Origin of the sequence: Pantoea sp. ANP04, assembly GCF_041982285.1 — a bacterium.
GTDB classification, from domain to species: domain Bacteria; phylum Pseudomonadota; class Gammaproteobacteria; order Enterobacterales; family Enterobacteriaceae; genus Pantoea; species Pantoea eucalypti.
On the sequence record NZ_JAUTYS010000011.1, the window covers coordinates 173,228 to 194,445 of the forward strand.

General features: G+C 56.4%; 22 protein-coding genes. All 22 read left to right on the forward strand.

Features of this window, described 5'->3' with window-relative positions:
• Positions 1 to 7: 7 nt before the first annotated feature.
• Positions 8 to 724, forward strand: coding sequence for a type VI secretion system-associated protein TagF (gene tagF, locus Q7C21_RS16060; protein WP_003853313.1), 717 nt, complete (start codon positions 8 to 10; stop codon positions 722 to 724).
• Between the two features lie 16 nt (positions 725 to 740).
• Positions 741 to 1,757, forward strand: coding sequence for a type VI secretion system protein TssA (tssA, locus tag Q7C21_RS16065; RefSeq protein ID WP_033743189.1), 1,017 nt, complete (start codon positions 741 to 743; stop codon positions 1,755 to 1,757).
• A gap of 79 nt (positions 1,758 to 1,836) precedes the next feature.
• Positions 1,837 to 2,370, forward strand: coding sequence for a type VI secretion system contractile sheath small subunit (gene tssB, locus Q7C21_RS16070; protein WP_008925979.1), 534 nt, complete (start codon positions 1,837 to 1,839; stop codon positions 2,368 to 2,370).
• Positions 2,367 to 3,866, forward strand: coding sequence for a type VI secretion system contractile sheath large subunit (gene tssC / locus Q7C21_RS16075; RefSeq protein ID WP_003853307.1), 1,500 nt, complete (start codon positions 2,367 to 2,369; stop codon positions 3,864 to 3,866). Before tssB ends, tssC begins: the two co-directional genes overlap by 4 nt.
• A gap of 45 nt (positions 3,867 to 3,911) precedes the next feature.
• Entirely contained in the window at positions 3,912 to 4,172 is a 261-nt protein-coding gene (locus tag Q7C21_RS16080) for a hypothetical protein (RefSeq protein WP_231001611.1), read from the forward strand.
• A gap of 240 nt (positions 4,173 to 4,412) precedes the next feature.
• On the forward strand, positions 4,413 to 4,895 hold the full coding sequence (locus tag Q7C21_RS16085) for a type VI secretion system tube protein Hcp (RefSeq protein WP_003853303.1): 483 nt from the start codon (positions 4,413 to 4,415) through the stop codon (positions 4,893 to 4,895).
• 171 nt (positions 4,896 to 5,066) lie between these two features.
• Complete coding sequence (locus Q7C21_RS16090; protein ID WP_375150881.1) at positions 5,067 to 5,987, forward strand: hypothetical protein; 921 nt, start codon at positions 5,067 to 5,069, stop codon at positions 5,985 to 5,987.
• Positions 5,984 to 6,397 (forward strand): hypothetical protein, encoded by a 414-nt coding sequence (locus tag Q7C21_RS16095; RefSeq protein WP_008925982.1) that lies wholly within the window; start codon positions 5,984 to 5,986, stop codon positions 6,395 to 6,397. Before Q7C21_RS16090 ends, Q7C21_RS16095 begins: the two co-directional genes overlap by 4 nt.
• A gap of 138 nt (positions 6,398 to 6,535) precedes the next feature.
• Positions 6,536 to 6,895, forward strand: a complete 360-nt coding sequence (locus Q7C21_RS16100) for a T6SS amidase immunity protein Tai4 family protein (RefSeq protein WP_039661066.1) — start codon at positions 6,536 to 6,538, stop codon at positions 6,893 to 6,895.
• 112 nt (positions 6,896 to 7,007) lie between these two features.
• Positions 7,008 to 7,412, forward strand: a complete 405-nt coding sequence (locus tag Q7C21_RS16105; protein ID WP_259400724.1) for a hypothetical protein — start codon at positions 7,008 to 7,010, stop codon at positions 7,410 to 7,412.
• Positions 7,413 to 7,434: 22 nt separating this feature from the next.
• On the forward strand, positions 7,435 to 7,887 hold the full coding sequence (locus tag Q7C21_RS16110; protein ID WP_375150882.1) for a lysozyme inhibitor LprI family protein: 453 nt from the start codon (positions 7,435 to 7,437) through the stop codon (positions 7,885 to 7,887).
• 23 nt (positions 7,888 to 7,910) lie between these two features.
• On the forward strand, positions 7,911 to 8,309 hold the full coding sequence (locus tag Q7C21_RS16115) for a lysozyme inhibitor LprI family protein (protein WP_003853295.1): 399 nt from the start codon (positions 7,911 to 7,913) through the stop codon (positions 8,307 to 8,309).
• A 381-nt stretch (positions 8,310 to 8,690) separates the two neighbouring features.
• A complete protein-coding gene (gene tagH, locus Q7C21_RS16120; protein WP_375150883.1) occupies positions 8,691 to 10,559 on the forward strand; it encodes a type VI secretion system-associated FHA domain protein TagH in 1,869 nt (622 codons plus the stop codon).
• Positions 10,556 to 11,347 carry a PP2C family serine/threonine-protein phosphatase gene (locus tag Q7C21_RS16125; RefSeq protein ID WP_003853291.1) on the forward strand — a complete coding sequence of 264 codons (792 nt, stop codon included), beginning with the start codon at positions 10,556 to 10,558 and terminating at the stop codon, positions 11,345 to 11,347. The genes tagH and Q7C21_RS16125 overlap by 4 nt, the downstream gene beginning before the upstream one ends.
• Before the next feature lie 10 nt (positions 11,348 to 11,357).
• Positions 11,358 to 12,338 (forward strand): hypothetical protein, encoded by a 981-nt coding sequence (locus Q7C21_RS16130; protein WP_003853289.1) that lies wholly within the window; start codon positions 11,358 to 11,360, stop codon positions 12,336 to 12,338.
• Between the two features lie 16 nt (positions 12,339 to 12,354).
• Entirely contained in the window at positions 12,355 to 13,182 is an 828-nt protein-coding gene (locus tag Q7C21_RS16135) for a type VI secretion system accessory protein TagJ (RefSeq protein ID WP_375150884.1), read from the forward strand.
• Positions 13,172 to 13,747, forward strand: a complete 576-nt coding sequence (gene tssE / locus Q7C21_RS16140; protein ID WP_003853285.1) for a type VI secretion system baseplate subunit TssE — start codon at positions 13,172 to 13,174, stop codon at positions 13,745 to 13,747. The genes Q7C21_RS16135 and tssE overlap by 11 nt, the downstream gene beginning before the upstream one ends.
• 2 nt (positions 13,748 to 13,749) lie before the next feature.
• Positions 13,750 to 15,621: a type VI secretion system baseplate subunit TssF gene (tssF, locus tag Q7C21_RS16145; RefSeq protein ID WP_375150885.1), complete on the forward strand. Its 1,872-nt coding sequence runs from the start codon at positions 13,750 to 13,752 to the stop codon at positions 15,619 to 15,621.
• The gene (gene tssG / locus Q7C21_RS16150; protein WP_375150886.1) at positions 15,618 to 16,664 is read left to right on the forward strand and encodes a type VI secretion system baseplate subunit TssG; all 1,047 of its coding nucleotides are present in this window, start codon (positions 15,618 to 15,620) and stop codon (positions 16,662 to 16,664) included. Before tssF ends, tssG begins: the two co-directional genes overlap by 4 nt.
• A gap of 54 nt (positions 16,665 to 16,718) precedes the next feature.
• Complete coding sequence (gene tssH / locus Q7C21_RS16155) at positions 16,719 to 19,328, forward strand: type VI secretion system ATPase TssH (RefSeq protein ID WP_375150887.1); 2,610 nt, start codon at positions 16,719 to 16,721, stop codon at positions 19,326 to 19,328.
• A gap of 27 nt (positions 19,329 to 19,355) precedes the next feature.
• Positions 19,356 to 20,858: a serine/threonine protein kinase gene (locus Q7C21_RS16160; RefSeq protein WP_375150888.1), complete on the forward strand. Its 1,503-nt coding sequence runs from the start codon at positions 19,356 to 19,358 to the stop codon at positions 20,856 to 20,858.
• 16 nt (positions 20,859 to 20,874) lie between these two features.
• The coding region (locus Q7C21_RS16165) for a contractile injection system protein, VgrG/Pvc8 family (protein WP_375150889.1) at positions 20,875 to 21,218 on the forward strand (344 nt) is incomplete at its 3' end.

The following is a 21,218-nucleotide window of genomic DNA, read 5'->3' on the forward strand; positions in this document are numbered from 1 at the left end:
CCCGACAATGACTCATTACGCTGCACCCTGCTGGTACGGCAAATTGCCCAGCGCAGGTGACTTTGTGAAGCGCCGCTTTCCTGACGTGCTCTATCGCCAATGGTCCAGCTGGTTTCAGGTGGGCCTGCATCACTGGCAGAGCAGCCAGGAGAGTGAGAACGCCCCGTCGCGCCCGTTCCTTAACGCGCCGGTCTGGAATTTTGTGGTGCCGCCGATGTTGGGCAGTCAGCTGATCCAGATGGGCTGCCTGATCGCCGCACGGGACAGCGTAGGGCGTAACTATCCGCTCTGCGCGCTGCGCCACTTCACCCCCGCCGAGTGGTCTCCCGCGCTGCTGGCCCGCTCCGGCGAGTGGTATCAGCAGGTGGGCAATACGCTGCTGCGGGTGGTGCAGGGAGGCGGATCGCCGGAACAACTGGATCAGGCGCTGATCAGCATTCCGCAGCCGCAACCGCCGCAGGAAGCGGGCGAGTCATCAGATATTCTCAACGTCATCGGGCATGGCGACACGCCCTCGACGCTGAACTGGGCGCTGCCGGGCGAGAACTTCGACCCGCAGTTTTACACCAGTTTCTGGTGGACCAATCAAAGCGACGGCTTCCCGCTTTATACCCAGGTCCACAGCGGTAACTTCACCGCTCAGCTCTTTTCATTGCTGTTTGATCCGGCCGGTGGGGCAAAGCCGGGACGAAACGGACTTTATCCCCCGATGTTTGAATCCTGAGGCGACACGCATGACGATGAATACAGAGGCCTTGCTGGCTCCGGTCAGTGAAGAGAATCCCGGCGGCGATAACCTGGAGTACGACGCCGATTTTCAGGCGATGGAGCAGGCCAGTGCCGGCAAAGCGGAACAGCAGTTCGGCGATACCATCATTCCCGCGGAACCCGCCGACTGGAACAAAGTTGAGAAGCTGGCAATAGCCTTACTGGGCCGCAGCAAAGATTTGCGGGTGATGCTGGCGCTGACGCATGCCTGGACGGAGCTGAAAGGGTTGCCGGGCTATGCGCAGGGTCTGAAGCTGATTGAACAGGCGCTGCTGCTTTACTGGGAGCCGCTGTGGCCTCGTCTGGAAGAGTACGGCGAACAGGATCCCTTCTACCGTATCAATGCTCTGGCGTTGCTGGGTGACAAGACCTCCCTGAGCGGCGCGGTGCGTCAGTGCTGGCTGCTGCGCTATCCGTCCGACGGCATCTCGCTGCGCGATGCTGCCGCCCTGTGTGACGGCAGCAAAACCGAAGTGGCGGATTATCCCGGCGGCCTGCCGCGTCTGATCGACGAACTGGCACGCGGCGACCAGCCCGGCATTGAGGCGGTACTGCAGATTCATGAGCGGCTGCAGACCATCTGCGAAACCATCGCCGAACGGCTGGGCGAGGCGGCAGTGCCTGAACTGATACAGATGCGCCGACAGATTGCACTGATCGCCGAACGCTGCCAGGCCACGGACCTCAGCCAGCTGATTCCCACCGCAGCGGCGGAACAGACCGCAGAAGCCGCTGCACCGGCGGCTGTCGCAGCGGCCCCGCGCGCTGCAGCGGACTGGCGCACGGTACAGATCAGTTCCCGCGCCGACGCGCAGCTGATGCTGGAGAAAGTGAAACTGTACTTCACCCAGCATGAGCCGAGTCATCCGGCCCCGCTGATGATTGATCGGGTACAGCGCTTAATCGAGCGCGACTTTCTGGAGATCATCCGCGAACTGGCACCCGATGGCGTTCATCAGCTGGAAACCATTTTCGGACGTCGCGACTAAGCAGGCGTGACCCACTCACACAGCGGGACCTGCGCGCCTGCTGTGACACATTATCCGCGCATCATTGATGGAGAAAACCATGGCAACAAGCAAATCCAGTGGGCAGAAGTTCATTGCCCGCAATCGCGCGCCTCGCGTCCAGATTGAATATGACGTGGAAATTTATGGCGCGGAACGCAAAATCCAGCTGCCGTTTGTGATGGGCGTGCTGGCGGATCTGGTGGGTAAACCGCTGGAGCCGCAGCCGGGCATCGACGAACGGAAATTCCTGGAGATCGACATCGACAACTTCGATGAGCGCATGAAAGCGCTGAAGCCGCGCGCCGCGTTCCAGGTGGACAACACCCTGAATGGCGAAGGCAAGCTGAACATCGATCTCACCTTTGACAGCATGGATGACTTTTCGCCGGATGCGGTGGCTCGTAACGTCGAGCCACTGAGCAAGCTGCTGGAAGCGCGTACCCAGCTGGCGAACCTGCTGACCTATATGGACGGCAAAAACGGTGCGGAAGAGCTGATTGGTAAGGTGCTGCAGGATCCTACGCTGTTGCAGGCCCTGACCCATCTGCCAAAGCAGGATGAGGCCACTGAAGGTAAGGAGCCGCAGGCATGACGCAGACTTCACAACAACCGCAGTCGCAGGGCGCAGCCAGTTTCAGTCAGGATGAGTTCAGTGCGCTGCTGAATAAAGAGTTCCGGCCAAAAAGCGATCAGGCGCGCGCGGCGGTCGAAAGCGCGGTGAAAACTCTGGCGCAGCAGGCGCTGGAAAACACCGTCACCGTTTCCAGCGATGCGTATCGGACCATTCAGGCGCTGATTGCGGAGATCGACGAAAAGCTGTCGCAGCAGGTAAACCAGATTATTCACCACCCGGAGTTTCAGTCGCTGGAAAGCGCCTGGCGCGGCCTGAGCTATCTGGTGAACAACACTGAAACTGACGAGATGCTGAAAATCCGCTTTATGAGCATCTCCAAGCAGGAGCTGGGTCGTACTCTGAAGCGTTACAAGGGTGCCGGCTGGGATCAAAGCCCGCTGTTCAAGAAGATTTATGAGCAGGAGTATGGTCAGTTCGGCGGCGAGCCGTTTGGCTGCCTGGTGGGTGACTACTACTTCGATCATAGCCCGCAGGATGTTGAGCTGCTGGGTGAGATGGCACGTATCGGTTCGGCCGCGCACTGTCCGTTCATTACCGGTACCGCGCCGGAAGTGATGCAGATGGAGTCCTGGCAGGAGCTGGCGAACCCACGCGATCTGACCAAGATCTTCCAGAACACCGAATATGCTGCCTGGCGCAGCCTGCGTGAATCGGAAGATGCACGCTATCTGGGTCTGGTGATGCCGCGTTTCCTGGCGCGTCTGCCTTATGGCATTCGTACCAACCCGGTCGACAGCTTCGACTTCGAAGAGCAGACCGACGGTTCCGATCACGGCAACTACACCTGGAGCAATGCCGCCTACGCCATGGCCGCCAACATCAACCGCTCATTTAAAGAGTATGGCTGGTGTACGGCGATCCGCGGCGTGGAGTCGGGCGGTGCAGTGGAAAACCTGCCGTGCCACACCTTCCCGAGCGATGACGGCGGCGTGGACATGAAGTGCCCGACCGAAATCGCTATCAGCGATCGTCGCGAAGCCGAACTGGCGAAAAACGGCTTTATGCCGCTGGTGCATCGCAAAAACTCTGACTTCGCCGCCTTTATCGGTGCGCAGTCACTGCAGAAGCCGATGGAGTATCACGACGCCGATGCCACCGCCAATGCCCGTCTGGCGGCGCGTCTGCCTTACCTGTTCGCCTGCTGTCGCTTCGCGCATTACCTGAAGTGCATTGTGCGTGACAAGATCGGCTCTTTCCGCGAGCGCGACGAGATGGAACGCTGGCTAAACGACTGGGTGATGAACTACGTCGATGGCGATCCGGCTAACTCCTCGCAGGAGACCAAGTCCCGCAAGCCGCTGGCCGCTGCCGAGGTGAATGTGGAAGAGCAGGAAGATAACCCAGGCTATTACGCTGCGAAGTTCTTCCTGCGTCCGCACTATCAGCTGGAAGGCCTGACCGTTTCGCTGCGTCTGGTTTCTAAGCTGCCGTCACTGAAAAATGACAATGCTTAAACGTTGAGTCGCAAGGTTTTCAGGCGCGAAAGGGGTTTGCGCCTGATGCCTGACAGAAAGTTTGCTGAAATGAGTGTCAGGGAGGATGACAGCATGGTTAAAAAGCTAGTCCTGTATTTATTACATCTCCTGCTGAAATTTATTTCTGGCCTGATTTTATTCAGCTGTACAGGTTATTTCATTTTCTTCTGTGACTGGAATGTCACGATAATGATGAAAATAATTAACGGTATTGTGATTGCTCTTTCAGTCACTGTTTCGTTAGGTTTTTACTGGGCAGGGGCTAAGCTAAGAAGAATTTATTAATTGCTTCTCTGCTTTCTGAATGCCAGGTGAAAACCTCGATTCCGCATTATGAAAAGATGAATATATATTGCCCGGCTTAATGCCTGGTAATTCGGTATCTGAAATATCGTTTATGACGATATTTCAGAAGCAAGGCAAAGGTAAAATATGGACTGTTTTATTCAGCCCCATGCTTTTCTTTTTGCCATATCCTTGCTTTTTTTGAAAGCAATATTCTCAACCAATAAAGAGTGAAAGATAATGGCTATTGATATGTTTATGAAGGTTGACGGTGTTACTGGCGAGTCGAAAGACTCAAACCACACTGGCTGGACCGATATTACCTCTTTCTCATGGGGTGCCTCTCAGCCAGGCAACATGTCTGTTGGCGGCGGCGGCGGTGCCGGTAAGGTTAACTTTAACGACCTGCACGTGAATGCATTAATCGACAAGTCAACTACGGCGCTGTTGAAGAACTGCGCAAGCGGTAAGCATCTCGCTAAAGTTGAACTCTCTATCTGTAAAGCGGGCGGCTCTCAGGTTGAGTATGCACGCATCACCCTGGAAGACGTTCTGGTGACCGCTGTGAATTACAATGGCTCCGACAACGGCGATACACTGGGAATGACTTACTCCTTCCAGGCATCCAAAGTGAAGCAGCAGTACTGGGAGCAGAGCGCTTCCGGCGGCAAAGGCGCAGAGAGCAGCGCAGGCTGGGACATCAAAGGCAACAAAGAAGCGTAATAAACGACGCCTCCGAAAAGGGGGCGTATCTTCATTAAAATTAATGAATTAATGCAGTGGTTATACGTTTAGCTCATTAAATTGCAAAAGGAGGTTGTTTATGGCTGAAAAAATTCAATTGAGCCGGGATTTTGTGTTGTTCAGCGTCCGGGAAGACTGACTGAGCAGGCAATGTGGCTTTATGGCACGCGCAATATGTCTGCCGCGAACTATTTTTTGCAATTAAATGCTGATGTTGCATGGGCTAAACCAGGCCAGATTTTAACCGTTGCTGACCCTGACGGTAACAATCATCCTGCAGCCATGCGCACTCTGGAAGAGACTAAATCCAGAACCAATAATAGTGTCACTCATCTGACGGTTGATGAGGCTGATTTCTTTAACCGCCATTATGTCTCTATTGCTGCAATTACCAACTTTATGGATAAAGCCTCAGGTATCATAGGTGACGCAGGCGAGAAGTGTTTTAATGAAATTGGCAATAAACTTACCGCCATTGAAAATGCCTATCGTAATCAATATCTGACATCTGGAACATTGTTCGGTCAGCAGTTTTTTGTTGAGCGGAAGCGGTTGTTTGGTGAGCTTGAAGTGTTACTGAATCGTTTATCCCGATTTGTGCTGAATTTGCGCCCCTACGAGAAGATAAAACATGCATTAAACCTTTCCAGTTCCTCTATCATCCATGATTGGCAAACGGCAGGCACAACAGCAATACGTGGTTATTCGACCTATGTAGATAGTGCAGCCAAAGCAGCAAAATTCATGAAAATGGGTGGGTGGGTTTCGATAGGATTTAGTGCTGTAAATACGACTAATGAGGTTTATCACAGTTGTACCAAAGAAAGAGAAAATGAATGCTCTAAAGTGGCGGTGAAAGAGTATTCTAAGTTTGCAGCAAGCACGACTGCAGCTATCTTAGCTGGTGCGGCGTCTGCAACACTTGCAACATCTGCCTGTGTGGCACTGGGTGTTGCAACCGGAGGCATTGGTGCATTAGCTTGTGGAATAGTTGGTTCCACAGTGGGTGGTTATGGCTCTGCTAAGCTGGGTAAAAAAGGGGCGGGTATTTTGATGGATAAGATTTTATGATTTGGTATGATTTTTTTATGTATGGCTGCTTAATTTTATCTGTTTTAGTTATTTCGCTGCATGTTTATACTGCGTGGTTCTTTAGAGTTAATCAAAAAGCTTATCAGGATTTTATCAATCTTTATCAAAGTACAGGGTTGCAACTAGACTTGACCACTAAAGTTGCAAACCATTTGGGATTCTATGCTAATTATCAGAAAGTAGCATTTTTCATGAATCTCAGAAAGGGGCGGAAAATGCGTTTTTCTAAGTCTGAAAATGTCAGTATTCAGGCCTATGAATTTGTGCAGCAACAACCCAGAGAGAAAATGGTGTGGATGGAAAAAACGCTCCACCTTTACCAGTTTACATTTTTCCTGACCGTTGGCTGGGCTGTTTTTATGGCAGTTTTCGTTTATGTATTTAACTGAGGTTAGGGATAAGACTGCAGCAATGCCCGAGGGCGTGTGACACTCTGACGGCAATATCTGCTCTGATACCTGTCACTTCCTGGGTGGTGCAGAAAATGGTAGTTTTGTTCCTGATGTTGCCTCCCTGTGGATACTGAAATGAAAAAGTTACTGATTTTACTGGCTCTGACGTCATCTCCTGCGGCGCTGGCGATAACGCCTCCTGCTCCTGACTCGTTTAAACAACCGCAGATTTTCAGCAACTGGCTTCTCAACCGTTGCGCAGGTAAAGCTACCACTGACAAGGCTTTCACTGATGATGCCTTTAAAAGCGCTTCAGCCTGGTTAGAGATAAGCCATCTTCCCGTTGAAGCATTCAGCGAGGGCGATAAGTTAATCAATGACTATCTCAAGATGAACCTTACAGGCTCGGTTTCAGGAAACTTCAATATGATGAAATGCACGCTACTTGCGCAAAGCCAGGATGCTGAATCTCTCTATAATAAATATAAAAATTAATTTCTTTTTTGTGGAAAGCTCCAGGGATACAGTAACGCTAAATATCATAAATGAATTTTCATAGAAGATGTTTTTAGTTAAATGTAATCGCGTATTACAGCTGAAGCTCAGCATGATAGTGACTCGTAAATGGAATCAACATATGATAAAGAAAATAATCCATATTATTATCATGGTGCTTATTGGTTTGCCTTCATTGTCTTTAGCAAAATCAGTTTCACAGTTTGAAGGAAAAATATTCAAGGCGGATATCACCTATAGTTGTGAGGAAGGTAATCTCACTTGTGATAACGTTTCGCTCAAGTCAATAAGAGTAAAAGATAATTCTTATATTGTCCTTAAAGGCGAGACCATCAATACAAATTGCCCTGATGTCTGCGACTTCAGGGGATATCGCTTTACGAATGGAAAGTACGACTATTCTTTTTATCCCAGTCAGAAGGGCGATAACCTCTGGGATTATATCGTGACATTCAAGGGGAATGTTATTGCTCAGGATGTTGGCGTGATGAAATAAATCGCTTATAAAGTGCTGCACAATGAGTCTGCCCATTTGCTCAGGCATGGGTAAGTTATTACAGGTAAATATTTTAATGAGAACTTGTTTTTCTATATTGCTGTCTATCACAGTTATGTATGTTTCGCCCGTCCACGCAATGAGTGATTGTTCAAAAGGGAATAACGACCAGGAAGTTTACAATTGCGCCCGGAAAAACAGAAGCCAGACTGAGATTGATTTAAATAAAGAATATAAACTGGCTAAAGCCAGAGTTGAAACTCTTTTTGAAGGTGATAATAAAGCGCTTAGTCAATATATGAGTACATTAACTGACGCTCAACGAGCGTGGCTACAGTACCGGGATAATGACTGTAAACTGGCTTCTTATCTTGCAGATAAAGGAAGTCATTTAAGTAACGCTAATTTTAATATGTGCACTTCTGAGCTTAACGAGCAAAGAATCATAAAGCTTAAGTTGATTCCCTATCATTGATCGTTAAGAGTGCTGAGATAATTATGAAAAGAATAAGTAAACTGGTTTTGATCGGTGTGTCCCTTTCCGTAAGTGCTTCAGCGATCGCTGATGAGACCTGTGCAAAACAGCCTTCAGACGGCACGCTGTTTCAGTGTACTGTTCAGCAGAAGACGCTGGCGGAAGATGACCTGAACAAAGCGTACCAGACGGCTAAAAAGCGGATTGTACAGATGTACGGCACACAGAAAAAACTGGCTGATGACTATGTCGCAACGCTGGTAGATACCCAGCGCAACTGGCTGAAGTATCGTGATGGACAGTGCAGGCTGGAGGCCTTTGCGGCTGAAGAAGGCAGCAATGCGAGTGCGGTGGCGACTAATCTCTGTGTTATCCGCATCGATAAAGAGCGTATTGCTCTTCTGAAACAACTGCCTTACTGATGATTTTCCTTGCTCAGGCTTTACAAGTCGGGCACGACATTCTCTTTAACTATCGCGCATGGCGTTACGCTTTAATCCCGTTTTTTCAATGCCTGTAAATGATTCTGAATAAATGCTATTTAAGCAAGAGAGTCTCTGGTGCTCATAATAAGATTATCTTTGAATTTATTTTAATTATTACCCTGTTCGTTAGTTAAAAATAAACCTTTAACGCAATGTTATCGGCTTAACTAAATATGATGGCTTTTCTGTTTATAAGTCTTAATTAACCGCCAGCTATTTAAGAAAACCAATTCTAAAATCTCCCGCTCCCTATACCCCGCGCCTTTCCCTGAGAGGTGCGCGGTATAGATGCCGAACCGCTAACCGCAGGAATCCGTTATGCGCTTTACGATAATAACGACTAAACCGGGCCAACAGCCGCCTCAGACTCATTGTGATTTCTTCCCGCCCGGCGGCACCATTGGTCGCGGCGTGGATAACAATCTGGTGCTGCCAGATGATGACCGGACGCTCTCCCGCCTGCAGGCGATTGTGCACATCACCGCGAACGGCGAATGTCGCCTGACCAACCGTGGCAATGTGACACGTGTGCTGCTCAACGATATTCCGCTGGAGCGCGGTCGGCAGGTTGAACTGCAGGATGGAGACATTCTCGGCATTGATGATTATCAGCTGCTGGTCAGCGACCTCAACGGTGATCATCAGCCGCAGATGGAAAGGGCCGCTCCTCGTCCTGAACCCGTGCAGCCCGCTGCACCTGTTCGCGAACCTGCAGCCGAAAAAGCCAGCACCACCGCTGCCATTCCCAGCGAAATCTGGGACAGCCTGGCGAAAGAGTTTTCGATTTCAGACGATCTCTCTAAACGCAAAGCGGTGCCGGAGATGCCGGATGCCCATCCGCTCACCACACCTGCTGCTGCTGACCGGAATCCGGAAGATCCGCTGGCGCAACTGATCAACGATGCGCCGCTGGATTATGGTCAGCAGCCTAAAAGCAGCAGCCTGTTTGATGACGGCGATGCGCTCTTCGCACAGCAGAGCATTTTTGACGATCGGACGCCGAGCACGCTGTCGGCTCAGCAGCATAACGCGCCAAAGCAGGCTGAAGCGCCCGCCGCTGAACTGGATCCGCTTAGTCTGTTTGACGGCGAGAGCCAGACTGATGTGCGCAACCATGACGATCCATTAGGACTGATGATGGGCAATGCGGTGCCGCTGGCACAGCCTGAGCTGCCGACAGCGAAACCGTCCACGTCGCCGGTATCGCCTCAGCAAGAGGCAAAACCTGAGCCGGTTACTGCACGCGCACCTGAGCAGGTCTCCGTCAGCCTGAACGAAATGGAAAACTCACCGCTGTTCAGCGGTATCGACTTACCGGTTGATGACCAGCCTCAGAGCCAGGTGCACAGCGAAGCCCCACGCCAGGCGGATGACGCGGAGTCCAGCCAGCCAGACGCGGTGAATCCGCAGAACGACTACGGTGGGATCACGCTGCCCACGCCGCAGGCAGTACAGCGCACGCCATCGCCAACGCCAAAAGGGCGACTGCGCATCGATCCGGTTGCTTCCGGTCATCATCATGCCGCTGCAGTTCCTCCCTCAACACCGAGCCAGAGCAGCGGCGACGCCCTCAAGGGCGAACTGCTGGATGCGCTGCTGGAAGGCATGGGCCTGCGTGACCTGCAGCCGACGCCACAGTTTGATCGCGAACAGATGCTGCAGTTTGGTCAGATGCTCAGCATGTTCTCACAGGGCACGGTGGCACTGCTGTCGTCGCGTTCGATCCTCAAGCGCGGCGTCAAAGCCGACATGACGGTGATCCTTGATGATGCCAACAACCCTTTCAAGCTGCTGCCGTCGGGTAAAACCGTATTAATGCAGATGTTCGGCAGCCGGATGCCGGGCTTTATGCCGCCGCGTCAGGCGGTGCGTGATGCGCTGATCGATCTGCAGGCGCACCAGCTGGGCATGATCGCCGGTATCCGCGCCATTATCGCCTCAATGCTGCAATCCTTTAACCCGGAGCAGCTGGAAGAAGAGGCGCGTCAGGCAGGTTCAGTGTCACGTATTGGTCTGCCGGGCAGCCGCAAAGCAGCACTGTGGGAGCATTTTGTTGAGCGCTACGGCGAGACAGCGGGCGAGATCGAAGACGACTTTCATACCCTGTTTGGCGAAGCGTTTCTGCACGCCTATGACCTGGAAGTCAATCAGTACAAAGACTCACAAACCCACACGGATGACGCATGAATATCACTATTGCCTCGACGTCCAATCAGGGCGATCGCGCCAGTAATCAGGATCAGATCGGTGATGTCATCGGTACGCGTTCAGCCTGCTTTGTCGTCTGCGACGGTGTGGCCGGGTTTCCCGGTGGTGACAGGGCGGCCGCCATCGCTCGCAGCAGCCTGCTGCAGGCCTTTGATGGCGATGCGCACCTCAATGCGCAGTCGATTCGCAACTACGTTAATCACGCGAACCACGCCATCCGGCAGCAGCAGAAAGCCAGCAGCGAACACAGCCGGATGGGGACCACGCTGGTCAGCCTGTTCATTGACCGCGACTACCATCTTGCCTGCTGGGCCCATGCAGGCGATAGCCGCCTCTATCTGTTTCGTCGCGGCTATCTCTATCTTGTCACCACCGACCACAGCCTGGTGCAGCAGATGAAAGATGCCGGACATCGCACCGAAGGCATCAACAGCAACCTGCTCTATTTTGCGCTGGGGATGGGTGATGAGCAGCGTGACGCCAGCTACAGCGACGTGGTCGAAATCGAAGATGGCGATGCCTTTTTACTCTGCACCGATGGTTTCTGGCATGGCGTTTCGCTGGAGCAGATGCAGCAGTCACTGCACATGGTGAACACACCGGAAGAGTGGCTGACGCTGATGCAGCAAATCATCAAAAACGATCAGTCGGATCAGGGGCAGCAGGATAATTTCAGCGCGCTGGCCGTCTGGATTGGATCGCCCCAGGACACCACCTTGCTGCACTCGCTCTCTGAAGCGGCGCAGTTCTTCCCTCTGCGAGATTGAGAACGCCAACATGAAATATGGATTACTGGGTCTGGCTGCGCTGGTGCTCAGCACGCAGGCTTATGCTGAAAACTATCGCATCGTACAGTCCCCGGCACAGAAACTGGATGTCTGGATTGATGACGTCAAAAACAATCAGCTGTCGAGCTGGTGTAACAGCACCATTAACCTGCGCATCGTCACGATGGGTGAGAAAAACCCGACTGTTTTAAAAGAGTTCTTGCCACGGGTAGCCGGATTGATGGCCACGCAGTGTAAACCGCTGCAGCAACTGCACTGGCAGCTGACCGATCCAGAGGGCAGTGAGATCGCCACCGGCAGTGCCGCCCGTGCGCAGCAGTGGAAAACCGTGGTGACGCCAGCGGCACCGCAGCAGCAACAGCAACAGCCAACCACGGCGGCCGTGCCTGTTGACGCTCTGCGCAATGCCGCCCAGGCGGATACCTCGCCGTGGCTGCAATTCAGTCTGCTGGATGGCTGCCATTTCCGCACCTGGTGGCAGCATCCGGCACAGGGTAGCGCGCTGTTTGTTCCCGCAAAACAGGGGCTGGTCTGCGGTTCTGACGGCTGGCTCAGCGGGCAAAGCCGCCTGACTCAGCAAGGTAACGGTGCATCTGCGGCAATCGGCGTGACCTTCCTGCAGGGTTTCCCGGTGACGGGCCTGAGCAATCAGTCATCCACGGCCGAACTCCACATCACCACGGTCAATAGCGAGCGTATGGTGCTGAGCAACGAAAAATCCCCTGACAGCTGGCTGGTTCTTCCGTTCAGTAACCGTTTTAACGGCTGGCAGGCGGTGCGTCAGGTGGTGGTGCAGATGCCCGCCAGCGAAGCGGCTGATGAGAGTGCGGTTCAGGCGCGTCTGCAGGAAGTTCGCAAAGTCTGGTCACCGTGGGTCAGTGGGGATGGCACGCTCAGCGTGCAGCTGGTGGAAAAACTCCATCCTGAACTGAAAAATCCCGCCGCTGCGGTCTATCGCACCCTTAACTGACGCAAAAGGAGTTTGCATGGAATCCTTACAACACCTTCTGGCTAACGCCACGCTCGGCGAAACACTGGCTGACGTCACCCGCCAGATTCAGGCGAATCCGGCAAATGCCGATCTGCGGGCTGCCTTTGTGCAATTGCTTTGCCTGTCAGGTAACTGGTCGCGCGCGCAGACGCAGCTGCAATCCTGGCTGGCGTTAAGTCCGCAGGCGCAACCAACCGTCAATCTGTTGCAGCAGGCAATCGCCGGTGAACTGCAGCGTGACGCGGTACTGCGCGGTGAGGCCGATCCGGTACTGCCGGGCAGCGCCTGGCACTGGTGCGACACACTGCTGGCCGCCTTACAGGCCGACACCGCGGGCGATGTCGCGCGCGGCACTGCACTGCGGGCTGAGGCACTCGACCTCGCCGACGCCAATCCCGGCACCGCCACCCAACAGGATCAGCCAACCGCATTCAGCTGGCTGATGGATGGCGACAGCCGTTTCGGTCCGGTGTGTGAAGTGATCAATCAGGGGCGTTACTACTGGATCCCGTTTGCCGCCATTCGTGAGATGCAGTTCCAGGCGCCTGCCAGCGTCACCGATCTGGTGTGGCGTCACACACGCGTGCAGCTGGTGGATGGCAGCGAGCAGGTGTGTCAGATTCCGGCGCGCTATCCGCTGCTGGCGGGTGCAGAGGAGCGTTTTCTGCGTGCCAGCGTCACCGAATGGCAGACACTGGGCGATGACACGGATCAGTTCATCGGCCAGGGACAAAAAATGTGGCTCAGCGACAGCGCGGAATTCTCGCTGCTGAGCCTGCAGCAGGTCACGTTCGACAATACAGAGTCTGCCGATGAGTCATGATTCAGGCGCGCACAATGATGGCTATGCCCAGCTGCACGGCGGCTTTCGCGCGCGCAAAAAGCGCGATGCGTTGACCGCCCGCGACAAGCTGCAATCCTCATTGCTGGATCGCCTGACCGACAACGCGCCGGACAAGCAGCAGGAGGCGGAGAACAGCATGCTGATCAGCCACAGCACGCTGCGTCGCCACGTCCTGCGCGATCTGCAGTGGCTGTTCAACACCATTAATAACGAAGCGCAGCAGGATCTCAGTGGTTTCGATCAGGTGCAGCGCTCGGTCTGGAATTTCGGCGTTGCGCCGCTGGCCGGGCAGAACGTCTCCGATATTGAATGGCAGGATATGCAGCGCAAAATGACCAACGCCATTCTGCACTTCGAGCCGCGTATTCTGCCGCAGGGGCTGCAGGTGCGCTGCGTCAGCGATCTCGGCTCGCTCAGCCTGCACAACGTGCTGTCGATTGAGATCAAAGGGCGGCTCTGGTGTGTGCCTTATCCACTGGCGTTTCTGTTCCGCACTCAGGTTGATCTGGAGAGCGGCCATTTCGAACTTCAGGATGCAGGATAACCATGGACAGCAATCTGCTCGACTACTACAACCGTGAACTGGCCTACCTGCGCGAGATGGGGGCAGAGTTTGCGACGCGCTACCCGAAAGTGGCGGGACGTCTTGGCATGCATGGCATTGACGTGGCGGATCCCTATGTGGAACGGCTTATGGAGGGGTTTGCCTTCCTGACGTCGCGCGTGCAGCTGAAGATGGATGCGGAGTTTCCGCGCTTCTCACAGCGTCTGCTGGAGATGATTGCGCCATCTTATCTCTCGCCAACGCCCTCCATGGCGATTGCGCAGCTGACGCCGGACAGCCGCAAAGGTGATATCACTCAGGGTTTCCGGGTGCCGCGCGGCACCATGATGGAGAGCCAGAACCTGAAAAAAACCGGGGTGACCTGCAGCTACTCCACCGCACACGATGTGGTGCTGCATCCGCTGCGCATCACTGAAGCCAGCCTCGGCGGCGTGCCAGGTGATCTGCCTTCTGGCGAGCTGAAACTCACGGGCCTGGGCGCGGCAAGTGCGCTGCGCATCCGTATCACCTGTGAAGGGATCTCCTCGCTGAGTCAGCTCAACGTCGAGGACCTGATGCTGTTCCTCAGCGGCCCGGATATTCAGGCGCTGAAGCTGCTTGAGCTGCTGATGCAGCATCGGGTAGGTATCGTGCTGCAGTCGGTAGAGAAACGGCCACAGCGTCAGGTGCTGACAGATGACGCCCTGCAGCAGGAGGGTTTTGCGCCAGAGCAGGCGCTGCTGCCCGACGACCTGCGCAACTTCGACGGCTATCGTCTGTTGCAGGAATATTTCGCTTTTCCGGCACGCTTTCAGTTTATCAGCCTCAGTCAGCTCGGCCCGTTTTTGCGCCGCTGCGACAACGCCACAGCGTTCGACATCATCATCCTGCTCGACAAAGCGGACAGCGCGCTGGAAAGCGTGGTCGATCACAGCCATCTGGCGCTGCACTGCACGCCGGTCATTAACCTCTTCCCGAAAACCGCCGAGCGTCTGAAGGTCAGCGACAGTCAGCATGAATATCATCTGGTAGTGGATAACATCCGGCCGCTGGATTATGAGGTGCATTCCGTGCAGCGGCTGTTCGCCACCGTAGAGGGCAAGCGGGAAGAGCTGGTATTCCGCCCGTTCTGGAGCACCTTCAGCGGCGATCAGGGTGACTATGGCGCCTACTTCTCGCTGCGCCGCGAACAGCGCACCCTGTCAGAGCAGGCACAACGTTATGGCACGCGCACCGGCTACATCGGTTCAGAAGTGTTTCTGTCGCTGGTGGATGAGCATCATGCGCCGTGGCGCGACGACGTGCGCTATCTCTCTGCCGAGGTGATGTGTACCAGCCGCGATCTGCCGCTGATGCTGCAGCAGGATCAGGGCAATTTCGTGATGCCGGATTCCATTCCGGTGTCGGAGCTGAAGCTGTGCAAAGGACCGACGCCACCACGTCCGGCGCTGGCAGAAGGCCTTTCAGCGTGGCGGCTGATCAGCCATCTGCAGATGAACTATCTCAGTCTGATGGACAGCAGCGACGGGGAAGGTGCGGCGGCGCTGCGCCAGTTGCTGAGTCTCTACGCTAATCTCGCGGAAGCGCCGGTTGCCCGCCAGATTGACGGCATCCGCCACTGTACGCTCAGCGCGGTAAACCGCCGTGTGCCTGAGCCAGGGCCGGTGGTGTTTGCGCGCGGTGTCAGCATCACGCTGGAAGTGGATGAGCAGGCGTTTTCGGGTGCCAGCCCCTGGCTGTTTGGCAGCGTACTGGAGCGGGTTTGTGGCCGGCTGGTGGCACTTAACAGCTTCACAGAGTTCACCCTGAACAGCCAGCAGCGCGGGGAAGTGGGCTACTGGCCGCCGCGCATGGGCAGGAAAGCGCTGATATGAGTGGCGAAAAAGTCATTACGCTGCCGCGTCTGACCCGACTGCCGGATGATTTCTGGCAGAAAGTCATGGCCGCGCCGTGGCGCTACGATCTGTTTCAGCTGCTGCGACGGCTGGACGCGCAGGGCGGTCAGCGTTATCCGCTGGGCCGTGCGCCGCTGCCGAAGTTCGAATCGGTACGCATCGGTCAGACGCCGTCACTGGCGTTTGCACCGGCCACCGTCGCCAGCGTCACGCCACGTGACGAGGCGGGAAGGCATGAGCTGTCGATCTTCAGCTTTGGCCTGTTTGGCCCTAATGGCCCACTGCCGACCCATCTGACCGAATATGTGCACGAACGCATCGTGCATCATCAGGATCACAGCCTGTCCGCGTTTGCTGACCTGTTTCACCACCGCGCCACGCTGCTGTTCTATCGCGCCTGGGCCGATGCGCAGCCGACCGTGTCGCTGGATCGTCCCGACGACAGTCGCTTCCTGAACTATCTCGCCTGTCTGGCCGGCATCGGTTTACCGGCCCAGCAGCAGGCCAGCTCGCTGAGTCTCCATGCCCGGCTGATGCTGGTAGGCCATCTCAGCCGTCACGGTCATGATGCCGAAGGGCTGGTGCGCATCCTGCGCCACTACTTTGGCGTACCGGTCCGGCTGACGCAGAACCTGCCGCACTGGCTGACGCTGGACAGCCGCGATCAGGCCCGGCTGGGCGCGGGACGCCACATGCCCCGGCTGGGCGCCTCCGCGTTTCTCGGTGTGGCAGTACGCGATGTGCAGCACCGTTTTCGCCTGCACCTTGGCCCGCTCAGCGCCGCGCAGTATGCCCATTTTCTGCCGGATGCGCCCGGCGCGCAGGAAGTGCGCGACTGGGTGCGTCACTACCTTGGCATCGAAATGCAATGGGATCTCAGTCTGATCCTGGCCGCTGACGAGGTGCAGGGTGTGGCGCTGGGCGGCACTGCCCGACTCGGCTACACCAGCTGGCTGGGGCAGATGCCGCAGCCGCACGATCGCGAAGATTTCATGTTTGAGGTTGAGGCTGCTTCACGCTAGCCCAGCCGCTTTCCCTGTTACACAGCCTGCGTCTTTCATTGAAGAGAGCCCCCTATGTCAGAAATCAGCCGTGCCGTGCTATTCGGCAAACTGGATACGCTGTTATTTACCTCGCTGGAAAGCGCCACCGCCTTTTGCAAACTGCGCGGCAATCCCTACGTCGAACTGGTGCACTGGCTGCATCAACTGATGCAGCAGCAGGATGGCGACTTACAGCAGGTCATCACACATTTTTCACTGGATGAAAAGGCCCTGACTCAGGACATCGTTGCCGCGCTGGATCGCCTGCCGCGCGGTGCCAGTGCGGTCTCCGACCTCTCCGAGCATATCGACAGCGCCGTGGAGCGGGCGTGGGTCTACGCCTCGCTGAAATATGGCGCGACCCGCATTCGCGGCGGCCATCTGCTGATCGGCATGCTGAAAACCTTCAACCTGGCTAGCGTACTGAAAGGCATCTCCGGCCAGTTCAGCCGGGTTAATGCCGATGCGCTGCTGGCGGATTTCGACACGCTGCTCAGCAACAGCAAAGAAGCGCAGCAGGCGATGAGCGCACCGGCAGATACTGCTGGCACAGCGCCTGCGGCCGGTGGCAGTTCGCTGGAGCAGTATGGACAGGACCTGACCGCGCGCGCCCGTGAAGGCCGCATCGATCCGGTAACCGGGCGTGACGATGAGATCCGCCAGATGGTCGATATCCTGATGCGTCGTCGTCAGAACAACCCGTTGTTGACCGGTGAAGCGGGCGTCGGCAAAACCGCGGTGGTCGAAGGCCTCGCGCTGCGTATTGCCGCGGGGGATGTGCCTGCGCCGTTGCGCGATGTGCAGCTCTGGCTGCTGGATATTGGCCTGCTGCAGGCGGGTGCCGGGATGAAAGGGGAGTTCGAAGCGCGACTGCAGGCGCTGATCAATGAGGTGCAGTCCAGCCCGACGCCGATCGTGCTGTTTGTCGATGAGATCCACACTCTGGTTGGCGCGGGTGGTCAGCAGGGCACCGGCGATGCCGCCAACCTGCTGAAACCGGCGCTGGCGCGCGGCCAGCTTCGCACCATCGGCGCGACCACCTGGGCCGAATACAAAAAGTATATTGAGAAAGATCCGGCGCTGACCCGCCGCTTCCAGACCGTGCAGGTGCAGGAGCCGGATGAAGCCAAAGCGATTCTGATGCTGCGCAGCACCGTCAGCGCGCTGGAGAAACACCATCGCGTGCTGTTGCTGGATGATGCAGTCACTGCGGCAGTGAAACTATCCCATCGCTACATTCCGGCGCGTCAGCTGCCCGATAAAGCGGTGGCGCTGCTGGATACTGCCTGCGCGCGCGTGGCGGTCAGTCAGGGCGCACAGCCTGCGGCGCTGGAAGATTGCCTGCACCGTCTGGCCGCGCTGGAGATTGAAGCGGAAATCATCGAACGTGAAATCCGCGTCGGTCTTGGCGATGTGACGCGTCAGCAGGCGATTGCCGCAGAGCGCACTGCGCTGGAAGCTGAACGCGATGCGCTGCAACAGCGCTGGCTGCAGGAGCGCGAACTGGTCGAGACGCTGATCACGCTGCGCGCCCGCTGTGTGACTGAAGAAGATCCGGCGCTGCGTGAACAGCGCGATGCAACGCAGCAGCAACTCACGGCGCTGCAGGGCGACTCGCCGCTGCTGTTTGCCGCTGTCGATGCAGGCGTGGTGGCTGCCGTGGTCTCGGACTGGACCGGTATTCCACTGGGCCGGATGGTGAAGAATGAGATCGACGCCGTCCTGAATCTGGCTGACACCCTGAACCAGCGCGTCATCGGCCAGCGTCACGGTCTGGAGCTGATCGCCAAACGGGTTCGCACTACGCGCGCCCGCCTGGATAACCCCAACAAGCCCGCAGGCGTCTTTATGCTGTGCGGCCCGTCCGGTGTCGGTAAAACCGAGACCGCGCTGGCGCTGGCCGAGTCGCTGTATGGCGGCGAGCAGAACATTATCACCATCAACATGAGTGAGTTTCAGGAGGCGCACACCGTTTCGACGCTGAAAGGTGCTCCGCCGGGCTACGTCGGCTACGGCGAAGGCGGCGTGCTGACCGAAGCCGTTCGCCGTCGTCCCTACAGCGTGGTGCTGCTGGATGAGATTGAGAAAGCCCATCCGGATGTGCATGAGCTGTTCTTCCAGGTGTTTGATAAGGGCTGGATGGAGGATGGCGAAGGTCGCCACATCGATTTCCGCAACACCATCATCATTCTGACCTCGAACGTCGGCACGCAGTTGATCAGCGCGATGTGTGCTGATCCTGAACTGATGCCCGATCCGGATGCCCTGAGCACCGCGCTGCGTAAGCCGCTGCTGGAGGTGTTCCCGCCTGCGCTGCTGGGCCGTCTGCTGGTGGTGCCGTATTACCCGCTCAGCGATGAAATGCTGGCGGAGATTGTGCGGCTGCAGCTGGCGCGCATTGTGCGTCGTCTGGCCGACAACCATGGGATTGAGGCGCAGATCGACGAGTCGGTGGTGAGCCAGATCGTCCAGCGCTGTACCGAGGTGGAGTCGGGCGGTCGCATGGTGGATGCCATCCTCACTAACACGCTGTTGCCGCAGATGAGCCAGATATTGCTGAGTGCGCACGCCCGCGATGAACGCTATCGCCGCGTCGAAGTGCGTTGTGAGCAGGGCGAATTTGTCTGCCAGTTCGCTGTTTAAAGCTTAGTTATCAGAGAGTTTTCGAATATGTCGGAACATGATCAACCCCTGAATGTCCCCAACGCGCTGCCGCTGGGTTACCGCTTTAATGAGTTTGAAATCAAAGAGGTTATCGGCGGTGGTGGCTTTGGTATCGTCTATCGCGCCTGGGATCACCAGCTGGAACGTGATATCGCCATCAAAGAGTTTATGCCCGCGTCACTGGCGGTGCGCAGCGATGACCTTAATCTGGTGCTGCGCAGCGAACGTTTCAGCAAAACTTTTCACGCCGGACTGAACAGCTTTATTCAGGAGGCGCGTCTGCTGGCGCGCTTTAACCATCCGAACCTGCTGCACGTGCTGCGTTTCTGGGTGCAGAACGACACTGCCTACATGGGCACGGTGTTCTACAGCGGCACCACGCTCTCAAACTTCCGCGAACGCAATCCGCAGTCGGTAGATGAAACCTGGATCCGTCGCATGCTGCCGCCGCTGCTGGGCGCGATTAAAACCATCCATGAAGCGGGTTACCTGCATCGTGATATCTCGCTGGATAACATCCAGATTCAGAGCAGCGGCGAGCCGATCCTGCTGGACTTCGGGTCGGCGCGCAAAACCATCGGCAACCTGTCGGATGAGAGCGAGACCATGCTGCGTCCCGGCTATGCGCCGATTGAGCAATACAGCGACAACGACGAGAGCGAGCAGGGCGCGTGGACCGATATCTACGCGCTGGGCGCGGTGCTGCATACGCTGATTACCGGTGCACCGCCACCGGTCAGCGTGGTGCGGAGCATCGAAGATAATTATCAGCCGCTGGTGCAGCGTCGTCTGGCGGGGTTCTCCACAGCGCTGCTCAGTGCCGTGGATCGCGCTCTGGCGCTGAAGCCGGAAGATCGCCCGCAGAGCATTGATGATTTTGCTGTGCTGATGGCGCTGCCGGAACGTGAACCGGAACCGCTGCTCAGCGCAAAAATGAGCGGGCCAGGTACGATGCTGGTGCCGATCGCAGAAGAAGAGGAGGAGGTCAAACCCGCCTCGCCGCTGAAAACGCTGCTGGGACACCGGTTTGCTCTGCCAGGCCTGGTGGCTGCGGGTGTGCTGGTCGGCCTGTGCGCCGGTCTGCTGATGTCACGTGGTAATGAGTCATCGCCGGCTGAGGTCGCGCAAAACAGCGCGCCTGCCGTCACCGTCGCACCGGTCAACCAGCCGGTGGCTGCGCCACCGACCCAGTCTGAGACTCCGCCGGACACCGTTGTCAGCGCACCGGCGCAGACCTCTGAGCCGGTGCAGACCGCCGCACGTGAACCCGATCCACAACCCGCACCGCCACCCGCGCCTGTCGCCCAGGTTTATATCCGGTTGCAGCAGGGTGAACGCGTTCAGGTAAACGGTCAGCCGCAGGCGCTGGTGCCGGCGGTGAATGGCTTTGCGACGCTGCAGCTGGCACCGGGCAACTATACCTTTGCCATTAGCGGCCAGAGTGGCACCCGCCAGCAGACGCTGAACATCAGCGAAGAAGGCGTCTGGTTGCTCGATCCACACAGTTAATAGTCAGGGATTACTTATGTTCTCACGCATTACTGCACAGCTGCCGGCGGACGGCCTGCTGTTCCATACGCTCACGGGCACCGAGACGCTGTCCCGTCCGTTTGTGCTCACCGCCGAACTGCTGGCCACCGACGCGCGCATCGACCGTCACGCCCTGCTGGGCAAGCCGGTGACCTTTACGCTGCCGACCGACGGCCTGATGAACGCGCTGAGCCCGCGTTACCTCAACGGCAAAATCACCCGCGTGGCGGTGCGCAGCCAGGAGCTGAGCGGCACCCGCTATGCGGTCTACCAGCTGACGGTGGAGCCGGACCTGTGGCCGATGCGGCGCGACCGCAACCTGCGCATCTTCCAGAGCCA

Bases quoted from the DNA above. Each gene is read 5' to 3' on its own strand.
- Q7C21_RS16105 (WP_259400724.1), top strand. From the start codon at position 7,008: ATGATAGTGACTCGTAAATGGAATCAACATATGATAAAGAAAATAATC.
- Q7C21_RS16085 (WP_003853303.1), top strand. From the start codon at position 4,413: ATGGCTATTGATATGTTTATGAAGGTTGACGGTGTTACTGGCGAGTCG.
- tssF (WP_375150885.1), top strand. From the start codon at position 13,750: ATGGACAGCAATCTGCTCGACTACTACAACCGTGAACTGGCCTACCTG.
- Q7C21_RS16115 (WP_003853295.1), top strand. From the start codon at position 7,911: ATGAAAAGAATAAGTAAACTGGTTTTGATCGGTGTGTCCCTTTCCGTA.
- Q7C21_RS16100 (WP_039661066.1), top strand. From the start codon at position 6,536: ATGAAAAAGTTACTGATTTTACTGGCTCTGACGTCATCTCCTGCGGCG.
- Q7C21_RS16160 (WP_375150888.1), top strand. From the start codon at position 19,356: ATGTCGGAACATGATCAACCCCTGAATGTCCCCAACGCGCTGCCGCTG.
- tssE (WP_003853285.1), top strand. From the start codon at position 13,172: ATGAGTCATGATTCAGGCGCGCACAATGATGGCTATGCCCAGCTGCAC.
- Q7C21_RS16110 (WP_375150882.1), top strand. From the start codon at position 7,435: ATGAGTCTGCCCATTTGCTCAGGCATGGGTAAGTTATTACAGGTAAAT.
- Q7C21_RS16125 (WP_003853291.1), top strand. From the start codon at position 10,556: ATGAATATCACTATTGCCTCGACGTCCAATCAGGGCGATCGCGCCAGT.
- tssC (WP_003853307.1), top strand. From the start codon at position 2,367: ATGACGCAGACTTCACAACAACCGCAGTCGCAGGGCGCAGCCAGTTTC.
- Q7C21_RS16130 (WP_003853289.1), top strand. From the start codon at position 11,358: ATGAAATATGGATTACTGGGTCTGGCTGCGCTGGTGCTCAGCACGCAG.
- Q7C21_RS16090 (WP_375150881.1), top strand. From the start codon at position 5,067: ATGTGGCTTTATGGCACGCGCAATATGTCTGCCGCGAACTATTTTTTG.
- tssG (WP_375150886.1), top strand. From the start codon at position 15,618: ATGAGTGGCGAAAAAGTCATTACGCTGCCGCGTCTGACCCGACTGCCG.
- tssH (WP_375150887.1), top strand. From the start codon at position 16,719: ATGTCAGAAATCAGCCGTGCCGTGCTATTCGGCAAACTGGATACGCTG.
- tagF (WP_003853313.1), top strand. From the start codon at position 8: ATGACTCATTACGCTGCACCCTGCTGGTACGGCAAATTGCCCAGCGCA.
- tssB (WP_008925979.1), top strand. From the start codon at position 1,837: ATGGCAACAAGCAAATCCAGTGGGCAGAAGTTCATTGCCCGCAATCGC.
- Q7C21_RS16135 (WP_375150884.1), top strand. From the start codon at position 12,355: ATGGAATCCTTACAACACCTTCTGGCTAACGCCACGCTCGGCGAAACA.
- Q7C21_RS16095 (WP_008925982.1), top strand. From the start codon at position 5,984: ATGATTTGGTATGATTTTTTTATGTATGGCTGCTTAATTTTATCTGTT.
- tssA (WP_033743189.1), top strand. From the start codon at position 741: ATGAATACAGAGGCCTTGCTGGCTCCGGTCAGTGAAGAGAATCCCGGC.
- tagH (WP_375150883.1), top strand. From the start codon at position 8,691: ATGCGCTTTACGATAATAACGACTAAACCGGGCCAACAGCCGCCTCAG.
- Q7C21_RS16080 (WP_231001611.1), top strand. From the start codon at position 3,912: ATGCCTGACAGAAAGTTTGCTGAAATGAGTGTCAGGGAGGATGACAGC.